We start from the raw sequence: 18120 nt of genomic DNA, 5'->3' as shown, positions 1-18120 counted from the left end.
GACGACGTTGGCGCCCCAGCGGGTCAGACCGTTGATGACGCGGTAGATCGCGGTCTCGTTGCCCGGGATGAGCGACGAGGCCAGGACGACGGTGTCGCCCTCGACGATCCGGATCTGGTGGTCGCGGTTGGCCATCCGGGACAGGGCGGCCATCGGCTCGCCCTGCGAGCCCGTGCAGACCAGGACGACCTTGTTGTCCGGCAGGTCGTCGAGCTGCTTGACGTCCACGATCAGGCCCTGCGGCACCTTGAGGTAGCCGAGGTCACGGGCGATGCCCATGTTGCGGACCATGGAGCGGCCCACGAAGGCGACCTTGCGGCCGCGCTGCTGGGCGCAGTCCAGCACCTGCTGGATGCGGTGGATGTGGCTGGCGAAGCTCGCCAGGATGATCCGCTTCTCCGCCTTGGCGAAGACCTGCTCCAGCGCCTGCGAGATGTCGCGCTCCGGCGGGATGAAGCCGGGGACCTCCGCGTTGGTGGAGTCGGAGAGCAGCAGGTCGATGCCCTCGTCCGCCAGCCGCGCGAAGGCGTGCAGGTCGGTCAGCCGGCCGTCGAGCGGCAGCTGGTCCATCTTGAAGTCGCCGGTGTGCACGACCATGCCCGCGGGGGTGCGGATGGCGACCGCGAGGGCGTCCGGGATGGAGTGGTTGACCGCGATGAACTCGCAGTCGAAGGGGCCGATGCGCTCGCGCTGGCCTTCGGCCACTTCGAGGATGTACGGCCGGATGCGGTGTTCCTGGAGCTTCGCCTCGATGAACGCGATCGTCAGCTTGGAGCCGATCAGCGGGATGTCGTCCCGCTCGCGGAGCAGGAACGGGACGGCGCCGATGTGGTCCTCGTGGCCGTGGGTCAGCACGATGCCGACGATGTCGTCCAGGCGGTCCCGGATCGACGAGAAGTCGGGCAGGATCAGGTCGATACCGGGCTGCTCGTCCTCGGGGAAGAGCACTCCACAGTCGACGATCAGCAGCTTCCCGCCGAATTCGAAGACCGTCATGTTGCGGCCGATTTCGCCGAGGCCGCCGAGCGGTGTGATGCGCAGGCCGCCTTCGGGCAGTGCACGGGGCGGGCCGAGCTCGGGGTGCGGGTGGCTCAAAGTTTCTCCTCACCACGCGCGCCGGGGTCCCGTGTGGACCGCTGGTGCGCGTGACATTGCGTTGTGTCGTCGGTTTGCGTGTACGTGCGTATTCAGTTGTGAAGTCTGTGGTGGTGAAGTCTGCGACCCGCGAGCCCGGGGCTGCGGAAGTCTGTGACTACAGGTGTACCCCGCCTGCGGCGAGATCCTGCTTCAGCTGCTCCGTCTCGCTCCCGGACAGCTCCACGAGCGGCAGCCGCAGCGGCCCCGCGGGAAGTCCCAGGAGTTCGAGGGCGGCCTTGGTGGTCATGACGCCCTGTGTCCTGAACATGCCCGTGAAAATGGGCAGCAGGCGCTGGTGGATCTCGATGGCCTTGGCGGTGTCTCCGGCCAGGTGGGCCTGGAGCAGTGCGCGCAGCTCGGGTGAGACGACATGGCCGACTACGGAGACGAAGCCGACCGCGCCGATCGAGAGCAGCGGCAGGTTGAGCATGTCGTCGCCGGAGTACCAGGCGAGTCCGCTGCGGGCGATGGCCCAGCTCGCCGCGCCGAGGTCGCCCTTGGCGTCCTTGTTGGCGACGATGCGGGGGTGCTCGGCCAGCCGGACGAGGGTCTCCGTGTCGATCGGGACACCGCTGCGGCCGGGGATGTCGTAGAGCATCACCGGCAGGCCGGTGGCATCGGCGATGACCGTGAAGTTCTGGTACAGCCCCTCCTGGGAGGGCTTGCTGTAGTACGGCGTCACGGTGAGCAGGCCGTGCGCGCCGGCCTGCTCGGCCTGGCGCGCGAGCTCGACGCTGTGCCGGGTGTCGTTGGTGCCGACTCCGGCGATGACGAAGGCGCGGTCCCCCACGGCTTCCAGGACGGCCCGTACGAGCTGCCCTTTCTCCACGTTGCTGGTGGTCGGCGACTCGCCGGTGGTGCCGTTGACGACCAGGCCGTCATTGCCTGCGTCGACCAGGTGGGCGGCCAGTCGCTGTGCGCCGTCGAGGTCGAGCGCGCCGTCCGCGGTGAACGGCGTGACCATTGCGGTCAGGACCCGCCCGAAGGGGGTCGTCGGTGTGGAGGTCGGAGCCATGGGTCCAACGCTACTCGTTGTATGTCGGCGCGTGTCGCCTCGGGACCTGCGGAAAGGACTCCGGCGGTGCCTGCTCGGGGGTCCAAGCACTGCCGGAGTCCGTTTCAGCAGCCTAGATGAACTTCGCGAATGCCTGCAATCGGAACACTTCGGACAAATGGCTGTGACGAGCGCTACGGAGCGATACGCCCGTTGCCGTTGAAGGCCGCGTGGGTCAGCGGCATGAGCTTCGCCCACTCGGCTTCCATCTTCTCGCCGACCATCTCGATCTCCCGCTGCGGGAAGGACGGAACGGCCGCCAGCTCGTGCTGCGTACGGAGTCCGAGGAAGTGCATGAGCGAGCGCGCGTTGCAAGTCGCGTACATCGACGAGAACAGCCCCACCGGGAGGACCGCACGGGCCACCTCACGGGCGATGCCGGCGGCCAGCATCTCCTGGTACGCCTCGTACGCCTGGCGGTACGAGGCCTCCATGGCCTCGGTCGTCGCCCGGTGCTGGGCGTCCGTACCGTCCACGAACTCGTACTTGCCCGGACGGCCCTGCTGGACGAGCTTCCGCTCCTGCGCGGGAACGTAGAACACCGGCTGCAGCTCGCGGTAGCGGCCGGACTCCTCGTTGTACGACCAACCGACGCGGTGCCGCATGAACTCGCGGAAGACGAAGATCGGGGCGCTGATGAAGAACGTCATCGAATTGTGCTCGAACGGGCTGCCGTGCCGGTCGCGCATCAAGTAGTTGATCAGGCCCTTGGACCGCTCGGGGTCCTTGGTCAGCTCTTCCAGGGACTGCTCTCCCGCGGTGGACACGCGCGCCGCCCACAGCACGTCCGAGTCCGCGGCGCTGTGCTTGACCAGGTCGACGGTTACCTCACCGCGGAACTGGACGGCGGTCTCGGTGGAGGTGTCGCTCACCGTGGGTCCTTCCTGTCGTCTCAAGGGGCGCGCCCAGCCTAGACGCTGGCGCTGACAGCCCTGGTCATCGCCACAAACCCCACCCCGCCCACCGAATGGCGGACGAGGGTTGTTAGATTGGGAGACTTCCAGCAATTCGGACACAGGAGTGTGCTGCATGTTCCGCCGGGGAGAGCCTGTTCCGTTCGCCTTCATAGCCGAGGCGGAGAGCTTCCAGAGCAACGTCGCTCCTCCGCCCAGAACGCGACCGAGCAGGCTCCGGATCGCGGGACGCGCACTGGGAACGGTGCTGGTGCTCGCCGGACTGGTCGCCGCCGCGCTGCTCGGCGCTCCCGCGCTCGATCCGCACCAGCAGGGCTCGGTCGGCTCGCAACACGAAGAGGCGGCCCGGACGCCCTGAGCTGGTCACCGCGTCGGACGGCAGATAACCTCACCGGTCAGAGCCCCACCTCTGCCGGTAAAGGACCACGCACGTGCCCCTGCCTTTCCTCGCCTCCGACAGCGTCCACGACCAGCGCGAGGCGCCCGCGGCGCTGCCGCACACCCCGCAGGACCGGTGGATGCGCCCGTACCGTCCCGGTCCGTGGCGGGTGGCTACGGCCGCGCTGCTGCTGGTGCTCTCCTCGTACGTGCTCTTCGCCGCGATGATCATCGCCGCCACGGGCGCGCTGCCCGGCGCCGGGCTCTGCCTGGGCGGGGGCGTCCTGGTGATCGTCAGCGCGCTGCGGCTGCTGCGGGTCGGGTTCTGGGTCAGCGGACGCGGGCTGCGGCAGTCCGGGCTCTTCTACACGATCACCGTGCCGTGGGACGGCGTCGGCAGTGTGCGCACCGTGCAGCAGCCGGTGAAGGTGCTGGGGCTGCCGCGCACCGTCCAGGGGCAGGCGCTCGTCGTCACCCGCCGGAACGGCCAGGCGCTGCGGCCGCTGATGACCGACCACAACGCCGACTTCCTCGGGCGCACCGAGGCGTTCGACATGGCGGCCGACGCCATAGAGGGCTGGGCCACCGAACTCCGCTGACGCCCTTCCACGGGCAGCCCGGCGAACCGATTCAGCTCGTGCGTACCGGCTTGCCGTCGCGTAGCGCGATGGCGCGCTGCATGGCCTTGCGGGCCCGCGGGGTGTCGCGGGCGTCGAAGTAGGCGATGGCGAGCCGGAACCAGCTGCGCCAGTCGTCCGGGGAAGCTTCCGTCTCGGCCTGGCGCTTCGCGAAGACCGCGTCGGCCGAGTCACGGTCGATCCGGCCGCTGGGGGTGCGGACGAGCTCGTCGACGGGGAGGCCGCCCTCGGCGTCCAGTTCCCGGGAGAGCCGGTTCGCGTGCCGGGCGAACTGGGTGGTCTGCCACAGGAACCAGGCCCCGATGAACGGCAGCACCAGGACGGCGATGCCGAAGGGCACGGTGATCCACGTGCCCTCCTCCAGGAGCAGCACACCCCGGCTGCCGACCAGGACGAAGTAGCAGACCAGCGCCCCGGCCAGGACGAAGTAGGTCACTTTGGCGCGCACGGCGATCAGTCCTGGTCCAGGCTGTGTTCATCGGCAAGGAAGTGCTCGAGGCCGAAGGTCAGGCCCGGGGTTCCGGTGACCTTCCGGGCGGCGAGCAGGATGCCCGGCATGAAACTGCTGTGGTGCAGCGAGTCGTGCCGGATCGTGAGGGTCTCGCCCGTGTCGCCGAACAGGACTTCCTGGTGGGCGAGCAGGCCGCGCAGCCGCACCGAGTGCACCGGCACCCCGTCGACGTCCGCGCCGCGCGCGCCGTCCAGGCCGTGCGTGGTCGGGTCCTGCTGGCGCGGCATCCCGGCCTTGTCGCGGGCGGCCGCGATGAGCTGGGCGGTCCGGGTGGCGGTGCCGCTGGGGGCGTCCGCCTTCTTGTTGTGGTGCAGTTCGATGACCTCGACGGTCTCGAACCAGCGGGCCGCCTGCTGCGCGAAGCGCATCGTCAGGACCGCGCCGATGGAGAAGTTCGGGGCGATGAGCACTCCGGTGGCCGGGGACTCCGCCAGCCAGCCGTTGAGCGCCATCAGACGCTCCTCGGTCCAGCCGGTGGTTCCCACGACGCCGTGGATGCCGTTGCGGACGCAGAACTCCAGGTTCGTCATGACGGCGTCCGGGTGCGTCAGCTCGACGGCGACCTGCGCGCCGGCGTCGGTGAGCGCCGTCAGCGGGTCGTTCCTACCGAGCGCGGCGACCAGTTCCAGGTCGTCGGCCGCCTCGACGGCCCGCACGGCCTCGGAGCCGATCCGGCCGGTGGCGCCGATGACGGCCACACGGAGCTTGCTCATGCTGATCCGTTCCTCCGGTTGTGCGCCGCGGTCGCGTGCTGCGACCGCGGCGCGGGGTACGACCCGTCGCGCGTGGGTTACGCGACCGATTCGTGCAGACGCGAGGCCTGCTTGTCCTTCAGCGGGCCGATGACGGCCAGCGAGGGACGCTGTCCCAGTACATCGCGGGCGACCGCGCGCACGTCGTCCGGGGTGACGGCGGCGATGCGCTCCAGCATCGAGTCCACCGACATCTGCTCGCCCCAGCACAGCTCGCTCTTGCCGAGGCGGTTCATCAGCGCCCCGGTGTCCTCCAGGCCCAGCACCGTCGAGCCGGACAGCTGGCCGATGGCGCGCTGCAGCTCCTCGTCGGTCAGACCGTGCTCGGACACGTTGTTGAGCTCGTCGCGGCAGATCTTGAGCACCTCGGGGACCCGGCGCGGCTTGCAACCGGCGTAGACGCCGAACAGCCCGCAGTCCGCGAACGACGAGGTGTACGAGTACACCGAGTACGCCAGGCCGCGCTTCTCGCGGACCTCCTGGAACAGCCGTGAGCTCATGCCGCCGCCCAGCGCGGTGTTGAGCACGCCGAGCGCCCAGCGGCGCTCGTCGGTACGGGCCAGGCCCGGCATGCCGAGCACGACGTGCGCCTGCTCGGTCCTGCGGTCCAGCAGCTCGACGCGGCCGGCGGTGCGCAGCGTGCGGGCGCCGGAGCGCGGGTCCATCGGGACGGCGTCGGTGTCGCGCAGGGAGCCGGCGTTCTCGAACGCCTTGCGGACCTGACGGACGACCGTGGCGTGGTCGACGTTCCCGGCCGCGGCGACGACGAGGTGCGTCGGGTCGTAGTGCCGCTTGTAGAAGCGGGCGACCTGGTCGCGGGTGAGGGCGTTGATGGTCTCGACGGTGCCGAGGACCGGGCGGCCCAGCGGGGAGTCACCGAGCATCGCCGTGGTGAACAGGTCGTGGACCTGGTCGCCCGGATCGTCCTCGGTCATCGCGATCTCCTCGAGGACGACGCCGCGCTCGGCGTCGATGTCCTCCTGGCGGATCAGCGAGCCGGTGAGCATGTCGCACACCACGTCGATGGCGAGCGGCAGGTCGTTGTCGAGGACACGTGCGTAGTAGCACGTGTACTCCTTGGCGGTGAACGCGTTCATCTCGCCGCCGACCGCGTCGATCACCGAGGAGATGTCGAGCGCGCTGCGCCGCTTGGTGCCCTTGAAGAGCAGGTGCTCCAGGTAATGGGTGGCGCCGTTCAGCGCCGGGGTCTCGTCGCGGGAGCCGACGCCGACCCAGATGCCGAAGGTCGCGGAGCGGACCGTCGGCAGGGTCTCGGTGACGACGCGCAGACCGCCGGGGAGCACGGTCCTGCGCACGGTGCCGATGCCGTCGGTGCCGGGAATCAGGGTCTGTGTGCGGACGGCCCGCCCCTTGGTGGAGGGACGGGCCGTCACGACAGTGGTGCGAGAGGTCACGAGCCGGACTCGTCCTCGGGGTCGCCCGCTTCTTCACCCTCGATGACCGGGATCAGCGAGAGCTTGCCACGGGCGTCGATCTCGGCGATCTCGACCTGGACCTTGGAGCCCACGGCGAGGACGTCCTCGACGTTCTCGACGCGCTTGCCGCCGGCGAGCTTGCGGATCTGCGAGATGTGCAGCAGACCGTCCTTGCCCGGCATGAGCGAGACGAAGGCACCGAAGGTGGTGGTCTTCACGACGGTGCCGAGGTAGCGCTCGCCGACCTCGGGCATCGTCGGGTTGGCGATCTGGTTGATCACCGCGCGCGCGGCCTCGGCCTGGGAGCCTTCGGTCGCGCCGATGAGGACCGTGCCGTCATCCTCGATGGAGATGTCGGCGCCCGTGTCCTCCTGGATCTGGTTGATCATCTTGCCCTTGGGGCCGATGACCTCGCCGATCTTGTCCACGGGGATCTTGATGCTGATGATCCGCGGTGCGTTCGGGGACATCTCGTCCGGAACGTCGATCGCCTCGTTCATCACATCGAGGATGTGGAGGCGGGCGTCGCGAGCCTGCTTCAGCGCGGCGGCCAGGACCGAGGCGGGGATGCCGTCGAGCTTGGTGTCGAGCTGCAGCGCGGTGACGAAGGTCTTCGTACCGGCGACCTTGAAGTCCATGTCGCCGAACGCGTCTTCCGCACCGAGGATGTCGGTGAGGGCGACGTAGTGCGTCTTGCCGTCGATCTCCTCGGAGATCAGACCCATGGCGATACCGGCGACGGGGGCCTTGAGCGGCACACCGGCGTTCAGCAGCGACATGGTGGAGGCGCAGACCGAGCCCATGGACGTCGAGCCGTTGGAGCTCAGCGCCTCGGAGACCTGGCGGATCGCGTACGGGAAGTCCTCGCGGGACGGCAGCACGGGCAGGATCGCCCGCTCGGCCAGCGCGCCGTGACCGATCTCGCGGCGCTTCGGCGAACCGACGCGGCCCGTCTCACCGACGGAGTACGGCGGGAAGTTGTAGTTGTGCATGTAGCGCTTGCGCGTCTCGGGCGCCAGCGTGTCCATCTGCTGCTCCATGCGGAGCATGTTCAGCGTGGTGACACCCAGGATCTGGGTCTCGCCGCGCTCGAACAGGGCGGAACCGTGGACGCGCGGGATGGCCTCGACCTCGGCGGCCAGCGTACGGATGTCCGTCACGCCACGGCCGTCGATGCGGACCTTGTCCTTGATGACGCGCTCGCGGACCAGCTTCTTGGTCAGCGAACGGTACGCGGCGGAGATCTCCTTCTCGCGGCCTTCGAACTTCGGGAGAAGCTTCTCGGCGGCGATGGCCTTGACGCGGTCCAGCTCGGCCTCGCGGGCCTGCTTGCCGGGGATCGTCAGGGCCTGGGCGAGCTCACCGGTGACGGCCTCGGACAGGGCGGCGAAGACGTCGTCCTGGTAGTCGAGGTAGCGCGGGAACTCGGCGGTCGGCTTGGCGGCCTTGGCCGCCAGCTCGGACTGCGCCTTGCACAGGGCCTTGATGAAGGGCTTCGAGGCTTCGAGGCCGGCGGCCACGATCTCCTCGGTCGGCGCCTCGGCGCCACCCTCGACGAGCGCGATCGTGCGGGCGGTGGCCTCGGCCTCCACCATCATGATCGCGACGTCGCCGTCCTCGAGGGCGCGGCCGGCCACGACCATGTCGAAGACGGCGTCCTCGAGCTGGCTGTGACGCGGGAAGGCGACCCACTGGCCCTTGATCAGTGCGACGCGGACGCCGCCGATCGGGCCGGAGAAGGGGAGACCGGCGAGCTGCGTCGAGGCGGAGGCGGCGTTGATCGCGACCACGTCGTACAGGTCATCGGGGTTGAGCGCCATGATCGTGCAGACGACCTGGATCTCGTTGCGCAGGCCCTTGGCGAAGGACGGGCGCAGCGGGCGGTCGATCAGACGGCAGGTGAGGATCGCGTCCTCGGAGGGGCGCCCTTCGCGGCGGAAGAACGAACCGGGGATCCGGCCGGCCGCGTACATGCGCTCCTCGACGTCCACCGTGAGGGGGAAGAAGTCGAGGTTCTCCTTGGGGTGCTTCGAGGCACTGGTGGCCGACAGCACCATGGTGTCGTCGTCCAGGTAGGCCACGGCGGAGCCGGCGGCCTGACGGGCCAGACGGCCCGTCTCGAAGCGGATGGTGCGGGTGCCGAAGGAACCGTTGTCGATAACGGCCTCGGCGTAGTGGGTCTCGTTCTCCACTATGGGGATTCTCCTCATTCATGTCCCAGGGCGTATCCCGGGGACCTTCGGTGAGGGGAAGCGTCCCGCCAGGGGCCGGTCTTCGATCGAAGCCTTCGGGGAGTCCTGCTGCCCGGAGGCCACTACCGAGGACCGGCGTTCGTGGCTCATTAGGAGGACGCTCCTCCTCGTGTGTTACAGCGTGCTCACACCAGACTACAAAGAATCGCCGGTCGAGTACGCAAAGGGAGCGGCTCCCGGGTGGGAACCGCTCCCCCGCACAACGTCCTACTTGGCGCCGGCCGCACCGCGGCGGATGCCGAGGCGCTCGACCAGGGCGCGGAAGCGCGTGATGTCCTTCTTGGCCAGGTACTGCAGCAGACGGCGGCGCTGGCCGACGAGCAGCAGCAGACCACGGCGGGAGTGGTGGTCGTGCTTGTGCAGCTTGAGGTGCTCGGTGAGGTCCGAGATACGGCGCGAGAGCATCGCGACCTGCACCTCGGGGGAGCCCGTGTCGCCCTCCTTGGCACCGAACTCGGCGATGATCTGCTTCTTCGTCGCGGCGTCGAGCGGCATACGAACTCCTCAGGTGTTGGTTTGCCTCCGAGTGCCCCTGGACTGGAATCACAGGCGATCTTGGATAACTCTGGAGGCGAGGACGCGGGTTCTTACACACACATCCGTCAGCCAGGGTACCAGCCGCACGGGCGACGCTTCGCCGCGCGGGTCCGGGGGCCTATTCAGCCACTGGTCAGGCTGCGCACCGAGGTGTACACGTCGAGGACAGCCAGGCAGAGAGGAACAAGGGCCAGGAGGATGAATCCCTCGGCGAGGTCGAGGGTACGTCCCCAGAACGGCGAGACACCCTGGCGGGGGACGATCAGGGCGATCGCGGTGAGGAGTGCCGCACCCATCGCCACCGCGGCCGACAACCAGATCGTCCGCACATCGAGCGGCCCACGGTCACCCTGCAGCAGCTCCCGGACCACCCCGGCCGGCGGGTTGAGCGCCAGGCCCAGAATGAGCAGGGTCACGGCGCCGATCCCGGCGACCAGCAGACACACGACCTGCGCCGTGTAGCGGAAGAGACGGGCGCGCAGGAGAGTGGCGACGCCGACGGCCAGGGCGAGCAGCTGCGCCCACACGGAGTCCGAGAATCCGAGGACGGCCGCGGACCCCAGCACGACGGCGGAGCACCCGCCGACCAGGCCGAGCAGCATCTCGTGGCCGCGGCGTGCCTGCGCGGCGATAGGCCCGTAGTCGACCGGCTCCGTGGTGGGCCGCTCTCCGAAGCGCTCTACGGGCCGGCCCGGCCCTGCACTCTCCTGCGGGGAGCGGAACCCGATCGGCAGCCGGGCGAAACGAGCGGACCAGCCGGGGAGGAATCCGACCAGGGCGACCGCGGTCACCCCGGCGACCGCTGCGGCTTCCCTGGGAGCAGCGCCGGTCATGATCGTGCCAAAGGTCGTGAGGGTGCCGGCGGCGGCCGCCATGGCCGCGCCGACGAAGGGCGCGTCTCCGTACGGGAGCAGCGCGATCAGCAGGATCGCGGCGATGAGCACGGTGACGCAGCCGACGAGGAACTGAAGTCTGCCGGGGCCTTCACCCGATCGGGGCTCGATGATCCCGGAGCCCGCGATGAGCAGCATCGGCAGTCCGCCGAGACCGAGGGCCACGGCGGAGGCCCGGTCGTCGTACACCCGGGCCCGCACACCGGCCAGCGCCGTCAGCAGTACGCCCGAGGCGCCCGCGATGACGCCGGGCAGGCTGTGCATGTCGTGCCTGAGCGGGTCCGCGAACCACAGGACGAAGCCCGTCATCAGCAGCAGGACCACTCCGCCGCTCAGCCCGGCCGCCCGCATCAGGTCGTCGCTCCAGCTGTGGCGGTCGCGGTCCACAGCGGAAGCGATGGCGTCCACCACGTCGTCGTGGACGGCCGGCGGGAGCGAGTCCGCGAACGGGCGGAGACTGAGCAGCTCGCCGTCGAGGACGCGCTGGGCGGCGAGGGATAGCCCGCCGTCGAGGACGGACCCGTCACGGCGCGTGAGGTGGAACCCGGTGGGCTCTCCCGCCACCTGAGTCTGCCCCGACAGCGTGAGGAGCTCCGACCGCAGATCGGCCACGGGTACGTCGTCGGGCAGTGCCAGGTCGATCCTGCTGTCCGGCGCTACGACGGTGACGCGGCAGTAGCCTGTCGCTGCGGTCGTGATCACCTGGTGGATCCCCCTCGTCGGTGTCGTCTGCTGCGGTGCGCCACCCTATCGGGGCCGGTCAACTGGGCCGTGCGGCAGCACCACTAGGATCACTGACGCGCGGACAGCGGCCGCCGCCACGGGGGCGTCGGTGCGGAACCATCTGCTGCGCACGGGGGATTGATACATCGGTGAGCGTCGTCATCGTCAAACGACCGCCGAGGGCACTGCCGCCCGCGGTCCCGTCGGGAGAACTCCGTCTGGAACCGCCGCCGGAACTCCCCCGCGCCCAGGACCAGGGCCTGTTGATGAGTCTGTTGCCCATGCTCGGCATGGGTGGTTCCGCGGCCTACTTCTTCATGCCGGGTTCCCAGCCCATCATGAAGATCATGGGCGGGTTGATGCTCGCATCCACCGTCGTGATGGCGATCGCGCAGGCCGTCAAGATGCGGCAGGGCGTGGCCGGACACATGGCCGACGCACGCCGCGACTACCTCAAGTATCTCGCGCAGATGCGCAAGCAGGCGCGTCAGACCGCTGAGCAGCAGCGCGCCGCCCAGCTGTACACGCATCCGGCTCCCGACCAGTTGTGGGCTCTGTTGGGCGGAGCCGGTCCGCAACCGGTCGGCGGTGGCCAGGGCGCCCGGGTGTGGGAACGCCGTCCGGGCGATGAGGACTTCGGCCAGGTGCGTTTCGGGCTGGGTTCGCAGCAGCTGGCGACGCCCCTCGTCGCACCCGAGACGGCACCCGTCGACGAGCTGGAACCGCTCACGACGCACGCGATGGACAACTTCCTGCAACATCACGGGCAGGTCGAGGACCTTCCGCTGGCAGTCTCGATGCGGGCGTTCTCCGAGATCGGGCTGTCCGGTGACGCAACGACGGTCTACGGGACGGCACGCGCGGTGCTCGCCCAGCTGGCGTCGTTGCACACACCCGAGGACCTGGTGGTGGCCGTCGTCCGGTCCGCCGGATCCGCGCCGGAGTGGGAGTGGGCCAAGTGGCTCCCCCATGCGCAGCACCCCGCCCTCTCCGACGGCGCCGGATCGGTACGGCTGATCACCGACAGCGTGCTGGAACTGGAGGCGCTGCTGCACAGCACTCTGGAGGGGCGTCCGCGCTTCCAGCGCGACGCCCAGCCGTTGCTGGACCGGCCGCACATCGTCGTCGTCCTCGACGGCGCCACCGTCGTGCCGGGGTCCTCCCTGGCGCCGCCCGAGGGACTGCAGGGGGTCACCCTGATCAGGATCGCCCCGGGAGAGCCCGACGAGTCCCGCGGTGGCCTGTCCGTCGACGTGACCCCTTTCGAGATGCGGATCGATTCGGGAGGCGCGGTCTACAGCGGTACGGCCGATGTACTGGGACCGGTGGAGTCGGAATCCCTGGCCCGGCAGCTCGCGCCCTTGCGCATCGGAAGCGGCAGGGACGACGAACCGCTGCTGGCCAACCTGGACTTCACCGATCTGATGGGCATCGGCGAGGCGGCGGCGCTCGATGTGACTCGCAGCTGGCGGCCCCGCGCGCAGCACGACCGGCTACGGGTGCCGATCGGTGTCGGCGAGAACGGTGAGCCGGTGTTTCTCGACCTCAAGGAGGCCGCGCAGGAGGGCATGGGCCCGCACGGCCTGTGCGTCGGCGCGACCGGCTCCGGCAAATCGGAGCTGTTGCGCACCCTGGTACTCGGTCTTGCCGTCACGCACTCCTCGGAGACCCTGAACTTCGTACTCGCGGACTTCAAGGGTGGCGCGACATTCGCCGGCATGTCCGCCATGCCGCACGTCGCGGCCGTCATCACCAACCTCGCCGACGACCTGACACTCGTCGACCGCATGCGCGACTCCATCACCGGCGAACTGCAGCGGCGGCAGGAGCTGCTGCGCTCGTCCGGCAGCTTCGCGAACATCCACGACTACGAGAGGGCCCGTGCGGCGGGTGCCGCTCTGGAGCCGATCGCGTCGCTCGTGATCGTGATCGACGAGTTCAGCGAACTGCTCACGGCCAAGCCCGAGTTCATCGACATGTTCATCCAGATCGGGCGGATCGGTCGTTCCCTCGGAGTGCACCTGCTGCTGGCCTCGCAACGCCTCGAGGAGGGCAAGCTGCGGGGACTCGACACCTATCTCTCCTACCGGATCGGCCTGCGGACCTTCTCGGCGTCGGAGTCCCGGGCGGCGCTCGGCGTTCCGGACGCCTATCACCTGCCTTCGGTGCCGGGTTCCGGATACCTGAAGTTCGGGACCGAGACGATGCTGCGTTTCAAGGCCGCTTATGTGTCGGGGACACACCGCTCGGGCGGCGTCGTGGACGACGGCTCCCGACCCGCGGTACTGCGCAGACCGGCGGTGTTCACCGCGGCACCTGTCGCCGTCGCCAGCAGCACCACAAGTCCCGCGCACCCCGCCGTGCCCCCGCGTACGGATGACGCGCTGGCCGACACCGTGCTGGACGTTCTCGTCCGCCAGCTCGAAGGCCAGGGAACGGCGGCCCACCAGGTGTGGCTACCACCGCTCGGGGAGGCACCGCCTCTGGACCAGGTGATGGCCCCTCTGACGGTCTCGCCCGACCGCGGGCTCCGATCCGCCGACTCCGGTGCGAACGGCCGGCTCCGTGTGCCGCTCGGAGTCGTGGACAAGCCCTTCGAGCAGAGCCGTGACGCCTTCTGCCAGGACTACTCGGGAGCGGCCGGCCACGGCCTGGTGCTCGGTGGTCCCCGCAGCGGCAAGTCGACGTTGCTGCGTACGCTCGTCTCGTCCTTTGCCCTCACCCACACCCCCGACGAAGTGCAGTTCTACTGCCTCGACTTCGGCGGTGGCGCGCTGCGCGCGTTGGACGGTCTCGCGCACGTCGGCGGGGTCACCGGACGCCTGGAGCCGGACAAGGTGCGCCGCACGGTCGCGGAGGTCGCCGGCGTCCTCGCACGGCGCGAAGAACTCTTCCGCGTCCAAGGCATCGATACCATCGCCACCTACCGGCAGCGCCGGGCGGCGGGTCAGCTTCCGGGTGAGCCGTGGGGGGACGTCTTCCTCGTCATCGACGGTTGGGGAGCGTTCAAGCAGGACTACGACATGCTCGAGGGCGTCGTCACCGACCTGGCCGCCCGCGGCCTCGGTTACGGCGTACATGTCGTCATCTCCGCCTCCCGCTACATGGAGATACGGCCGGCTCTAAAGGACCAACTGCTCAACCGCATCGAACTGCGGCTCGGCGACACCATGGACTCGGAGTTCAACCGCAAGGCCGCGGCGAACGTCCCGGTCGGCGCTCCCGGCCGTGGCCTGACCCCCGACAGCCTGCACTTCCTGGCCGCGCTGCCCCGCATCGACGGGTCCTCGACGGCGCACGACCTGTCCGACGGAACGGCCGCTCTGGTGTCCGCGGTCAACAGTGCCTGGACCGGCGCCCCCGCGCCACGGGTACGCATGCTGCCGCACCAGCTGGCAGCCGAACAGCTGCCGAAGGGTCATGAGTATCCGGACCAGGGTGTCGCCTTCGCCATCGACGAGACCGCGCTGGCTCCGGTCTTCGTCAACTTCGACACCGATCCGTTCTTCGTCGCTTTCGGTGACAGCGAGTCCGGCAAGACCGCACTGCTGCGTCTGCTGATCAAGCAGATCTGCGAGCGCTACTCCCCCGACCAGGCGCGGATCGTCGTCGGTGACTACCGCCGCACCCTGCTGGGTGCGATCCCCGACGGCCATCTGCTCGAGTACGCGGCCACGCAGTCCGCCCTCGAACTGCACATGAACGAGATGGCCGGCCTTGTGCAGCGCCGCGCCCCCGGACCCGATGTCACCCCGCAGCAACTGCGCGACCGCAGCTGGTGGAGCGGGCCGCAGGTCTTCGTCGTCGTCGACGACTACGAACTGGTCGCCTCCAGTGGCGGCAATCCCATGGCCGTCCTCGCCGACACGCTGCCGTTCGCCCGCGATGCGGGTGTTCGCTTCATCATCGCCCGCAGTTCGGGCGGTGCCGGGCGCTCCATGTACGAGCCGTTCATCCAGCGCATCAAGGAACTCGGAGCCCAGGGCGTCGTCCTGTCCGGTGATCCGAACGAGGGCGATCTGCTCGGTAGCGTTCGTCCGCGGCAGTTCCCACCGGGACGAGGCGTGTTCGTGTCGCGCCGCCGGCGTACTCCGCTCGTCCAGCTGGGATGGCTTCCCGACCGCTGAATGATCCGCCAACGTTCCTGATCCGCACTCTCCGGCCCCGCGCGGGCGGAGAGGCCTGCCCACGGGGGGATAACGACGATGTCGAACTGGGATCGCACACTCAATCCGTTCCGCTACGACAAGAACGGCGACCTCACGGAATCCGCCAAGCAGCGCGATGCGGAGATGACCCTTGATCATGTCGCTCCGGAGAGCGGTGGCAGCACCGGTCAGGCCGGACCGGCGCTGAAGGTGACGCCTTCTGTGCTCCGTGAGAGAGCGGGCAAGGCCGAGATCGTCGCCGCCGACTTCGAAAAGGCGGACGACAGCGCGATGGGTCAGGGAAGCGCCACCGCGGGGAACACCGGCCAGATCGCGGCCGGGCTCCGGGGATTCCACTGTTCCAGCGCCTTCGCGGCCTTCCAGGAACGCTGGGGTCATCAGATGCGGTATGTGAAGACCACCCTTCTGCGAGACGTGGCGGGCGGCCTCCGCGCTGCCGCCAATGACCATCAGGACGCCGACACCGACGTGGCCAAGAAGTTGAAGAAGAAGTAACCATCGCTTCGGGGGATCCAGTCATGCCCAGTTACCACGACATCATGGAAGCCGATCTCGCTCCGCTCGACGCCGCTGTCGACAAGTGGCAAGCCCTCCCGGGGAAGTTCCACGGCATCGCGTCGGCCTTCGACAACACCGTGACCAAGGGCCTCCAAACGGCCAACATGCAGGGCGAGACCGCTGAGGCGGCACTTCAGAAGACAGTCGTGGCGAAGCAGCAGATCCAGGCCGCCGCCGACGAGGCCTTTGATGTGCACAGCATCCTCAGCGACGCCCTGTCCACGTTCAAAGCCGCGCAGAAGACTCTCCGGGACGTGACGGAGGAGGTCCGCACCAACGCCAAGGGCGTCTTGGTCATCGACGGAGCGGGCAATGTGGGCGCCGACCCGGCTGCGGGGCCGATGCCCGGCGCAGGTCCGAGCCTCGGCGCGGCCATCCTCGACTATCAGGGTCGTGTGGACGGCGCCGTGGAATCCGCGACCGAGGCGGACAACGCCCTGCACTGGGCTCTGCTCCAGGATCCCAACGGTGCGGACCAGGGATTCAACGCCAACGCCTATGCGGACATCAACAACGCGCTGAAGGACCGTGCCCAGGCGGCCAAGGACGCCCACGACGCGGCCCGACTCGCGTCCCAGCAAGGCATCCTGTCCGTCGATGAGCTCAAGAGGCTCGACACCCTGCTGGCCAAGCACGCCAGTGACCCGACCTTCGGGACGAAGTTCTACACGGAACTGGGGCCGAAGAAGGCCCTGGAGTTCCAGGCCGACCTCGCCATCCGGACAAGCCTGATCCACGACCCCGTCCGCCTCAAGGCCGCCCAGGACGTCCAGAAGCAACTGGGACTGACACTGGCTGCCGCGACACAGGACGTCAACGGCGACGGATACCTGAGCAACCAATGGGTGGAGGGCCTCAAGGAGGCCGGCCACCAGCCACTCGATATGAGGTCCCGCGGCCTGTACCAGATGATGCCGTACGGCTATCAGCCGCTCGGAGCGCTGCTCAAGAACGGCGAGTACAGCACGGAGTTCCTCGGCGACGTCTCGAAGGACATGCTGAAGCTGGACAAGGAGCTCCACGGGGTCTGGCCCAGCGGCTCGCAGGAAATCCATCTGGACTTGACGGACCAGACGCAGAACCGCCAGGGGACCGACCCCCTCGTGGGCCTGCTGGAAGCCAGTTCTCGGAACCCGGAATTCGCGACGCAGTTCCTCCACAACGACGGCGACCTCAAGCACCTCCTCACGACCGGGCAGGAGAACCCACTCCGCTCCGACGCACTGGGACACGCGCTGGAGGCGGGAGTCACAGGACACCCGTATGGCACTCCACTGGATTCCACGCTGCCGCCGCACAGTGTGGCGCAGACGGAAATCATGAAGCAGGTCGTCGAGTCGGTGTCGAAGGACGCGGGGGTGGCGACGGATCAGATGCGTGACAGCCTGGCGAGGATGAGTAGCGAGTACATGCCGGAGATCAACCGATCCTTGGCAGGTGGCGAAGGCCCGTACTCGATTGAAAAGTTCTTTCCTACGGGAAACTCCGGCGAACCCAGGTTCGAACCGATCGACACGCACAGGTTTTTGTATGCACTCGCAGCAGATCCGGGTGCTTACAAAATTCTGGATGTGGCACAGAAGACATATACCGGAAATCTATTCGATTATCATCTCGCCCATCCTGAGGAATTTGACGGCGATCCACAGATAACGATAAAGCAGATTGCGAATAATGCGGGGCTCTTCCAGGGCATTATGGCCTATTCGGTTCAGGATCACAATATCATGGACGAGATTTCCGCAAATCAGTCCTTCAACGATTCCCTGAAGCCTCAGAACGAACTGATGAAGGGTATCGCCACAGTAGGAATCGGCGTCGGAGTCGCCACGATGACCAGCCCCATCGGAGGAATTGCAGCCGGTGCAATGGCCACGTCCACCGGCAACATTCTCATCGATAATATCTTCGATGGACGAAAAATCGACGGCTACGACGATATTCTTTTGAGCACTGGGGCGAACCAGGACAAGGTAAAGCAATCAGCTCTGCAGTCCACGGAGTTTTCAGGTCACTACGCCGCCGCGCACACCAATTCAGCCATGCGTCCCGGAAACATCGAAGGCCTGATCACCGATGGCTTCAGGGAGGGCTGGGGTAATTCATCAACCAACCTCAGCGGCTACGAGGGACGACCCGGTCACCCGAAGGCCGACTAATGATTGAGA

14 protein-coding genes (1 of these 14 cut by a window edge) are annotated in these 18120 nt (G+C 68.2%); 5 read left to right on the top strand and 9 right to left on the bottom strand.

What is annotated here, in order from left to right; translation table 11 throughout:
- The 3 genes from C8250_RS30850 to thyX all read right to left on the bottom strand — a co-directional run.
- On the bottom strand, positions 1-1095 hold the 5' portion of the coding sequence (locus tag C8250_RS30850; protein ID WP_138357431.1) for a ribonuclease J. 591 nt of this gene lie to the left of the window's left edge; only the first 1095 of its 1686 coding nucleotides appear in the window; the start codon lies at positions 1093-1095; its stop codon lies off the left edge, out of view.
- Positions 1096-1252: 157 nt separating this feature from the next.
- Positions 1253-2152, bottom strand: a complete 900-nt coding sequence (gene dapA, locus C8250_RS30845; RefSeq protein ID WP_138357430.1) for a 4-hydroxy-tetrahydrodipicolinate synthase — start codon at positions 2150-2152, stop codon at positions 1253-1255.
- A 173-nt stretch (positions 2153-2325) separates the two neighbouring features.
- Positions 2326-3063, bottom strand: coding sequence for an FAD-dependent thymidylate synthase (thyX, locus tag C8250_RS30840; protein WP_138357429.1), 738 nt, complete (start codon positions 3061-3063; stop codon positions 2326-2328).
- 157 nt (positions 3064-3220) lie between these two features.
- Here thyX and C8250_RS30835 point away from each other — a divergent pair, with 157 nt between their 5' ends.
- Both C8250_RS30835 and C8250_RS30830 read left to right on the top strand, forming a co-directional pair.
- Complete coding sequence (locus C8250_RS30835) at positions 3221-3463, top strand: hypothetical protein (RefSeq protein ID WP_138357428.1); 243 nt, start codon at positions 3221-3223, stop codon at positions 3461-3463.
- Between the two features lie 133 nt (positions 3464-3596).
- Positions 3597-4082 carry a hypothetical protein gene (locus C8250_RS30830; protein ID WP_232485858.1) on the top strand — a complete coding sequence of 162 codons (486 nt, stop codon included), beginning with the start codon at positions 3597-3599 and terminating at the stop codon, positions 4080-4082.
- Between the two features lie 31 nt (positions 4083-4113).
- Here the strand turns inward: C8250_RS30830 and C8250_RS30825 are convergent, their stop codons facing one another.
- The 6 genes from C8250_RS30825 to eccD form a co-directional block, all read right to left on the bottom strand.
- Entirely contained in the window at positions 4114-4569 is a 456-nt protein-coding gene (locus tag C8250_RS30825) for a tetratricopeptide repeat protein (RefSeq protein WP_138357426.1), read from the bottom strand.
- 5 nt (positions 4570-4574) lie between these two features.
- Complete coding sequence (dapB, locus tag C8250_RS30820; RefSeq protein ID WP_138357425.1) at positions 4575-5345, bottom strand: 4-hydroxy-tetrahydrodipicolinate reductase; 771 nt, start codon at positions 5343-5345, stop codon at positions 4575-4577.
- A gap of 77 nt (positions 5346-5422) precedes the next feature.
- Positions 5423-6799, bottom strand: a complete 1377-nt coding sequence (locus C8250_RS30815) for a pitrilysin family protein (RefSeq protein ID WP_138357424.1) — start codon at positions 6797-6799, stop codon at positions 5423-5425.
- Entirely contained in the window at positions 6796-9012 is a 2217-nt protein-coding gene (locus tag C8250_RS30810; protein WP_138357423.1) for a polyribonucleotide nucleotidyltransferase, read from the bottom strand. The genes C8250_RS30815 and C8250_RS30810 overlap by 4 nt, the downstream gene beginning before the upstream one ends.
- A gap of 267 nt (positions 9013-9279) precedes the next feature.
- On the bottom strand, positions 9280-9567 hold the full coding sequence (rpsO, locus tag C8250_RS30805) for a 30S ribosomal protein S15 (protein WP_138357422.1): 288 nt from the start codon (positions 9565-9567) through the stop codon (positions 9280-9282).
- Positions 9568-9731: 164 nt separating this feature from the next.
- Positions 9732-11204: a type VII secretion integral membrane protein EccD gene (gene eccD / locus C8250_RS30800; RefSeq protein ID WP_138357421.1), complete on the bottom strand. Its 1473-nt coding sequence runs from the start codon at positions 11202-11204 to the stop codon at positions 9732-9734.
- 170 nt (positions 11205-11374) lie between these two features.
- On the opposite strand from eccD, the gene eccCa reads away from it, so the two are divergent.
- From eccCa to C8250_RS30785, 3 genes are all read left to right on the top strand, one after another.
- Positions 11375-15352, top strand: a complete 3978-nt coding sequence (eccCa, locus tag C8250_RS30795) for a type VII secretion protein EccCa (RefSeq protein ID WP_138357420.1) — start codon at positions 11375-11377, stop codon at positions 15350-15352.
- Between the two features lie 78 nt (positions 15353-15430).
- Positions 15431-15889: a type VII secretion target gene (locus C8250_RS30790; protein ID WP_138357419.1), complete on the top strand. Its 459-nt coding sequence runs from the start codon at positions 15431-15433 to the stop codon at positions 15887-15889.
- 23 nt (positions 15890-15912) lie between these two features.
- Entirely contained in the window at positions 15913-18111 is a 2199-nt protein-coding gene (locus C8250_RS30785) for a DUF6571 family protein (RefSeq protein WP_138357418.1), read from the top strand.
- Positions 18112-18120: the final 9 nt, after the last annotated feature.

Source organism: Streptomyces sp. So13.3, assembly GCF_005860785.2.
Taxonomy (GTDB): domain Bacteria; phylum Actinomycetota; class Actinomycetes; order Streptomycetales; family Streptomycetaceae; genus Actinacidiphila; species Actinacidiphila fildesensis.
This window is presented reverse-complemented; position numbering and strand designations above follow the sequence as displayed.

Bases quoted from the DNA above. Each gene is read 5' to 3' on its own strand.
- C8250_RS30835 (WP_138357428.1), top strand. From the start codon at position 3,221: ATGTTCCGCCGGGGAGAGCCTGTTCCGTTCGCCTTCATAGCCGAGGCG.
- dapA (WP_138357430.1), bottom strand. From the start codon at position 2,152: ATGGCTCCGACCTCCACACCGACGACCCCCTTCGGGCGGGTCCTGACC.
- dapB (WP_138357425.1), bottom strand. From the start codon at position 5,345: ATGAGCAAGCTCCGTGTGGCCGTCATCGGCGCCACCGGCCGGATCGGC.
- C8250_RS30790 (WP_138357419.1), top strand. From the start codon at position 15,431: ATGTCGAACTGGGATCGCACACTCAATCCGTTCCGCTACGACAAGAAC.
- C8250_RS30785 (WP_138357418.1), top strand. From the start codon at position 15,913: ATGCCCAGTTACCACGACATCATGGAAGCCGATCTCGCTCCGCTCGAC.
- rpsO (WP_138357422.1), bottom strand. From the start codon at position 9,567: ATGCCGCTCGACGCCGCGACGAAGAAGCAGATCATCGCCGAGTTCGGT.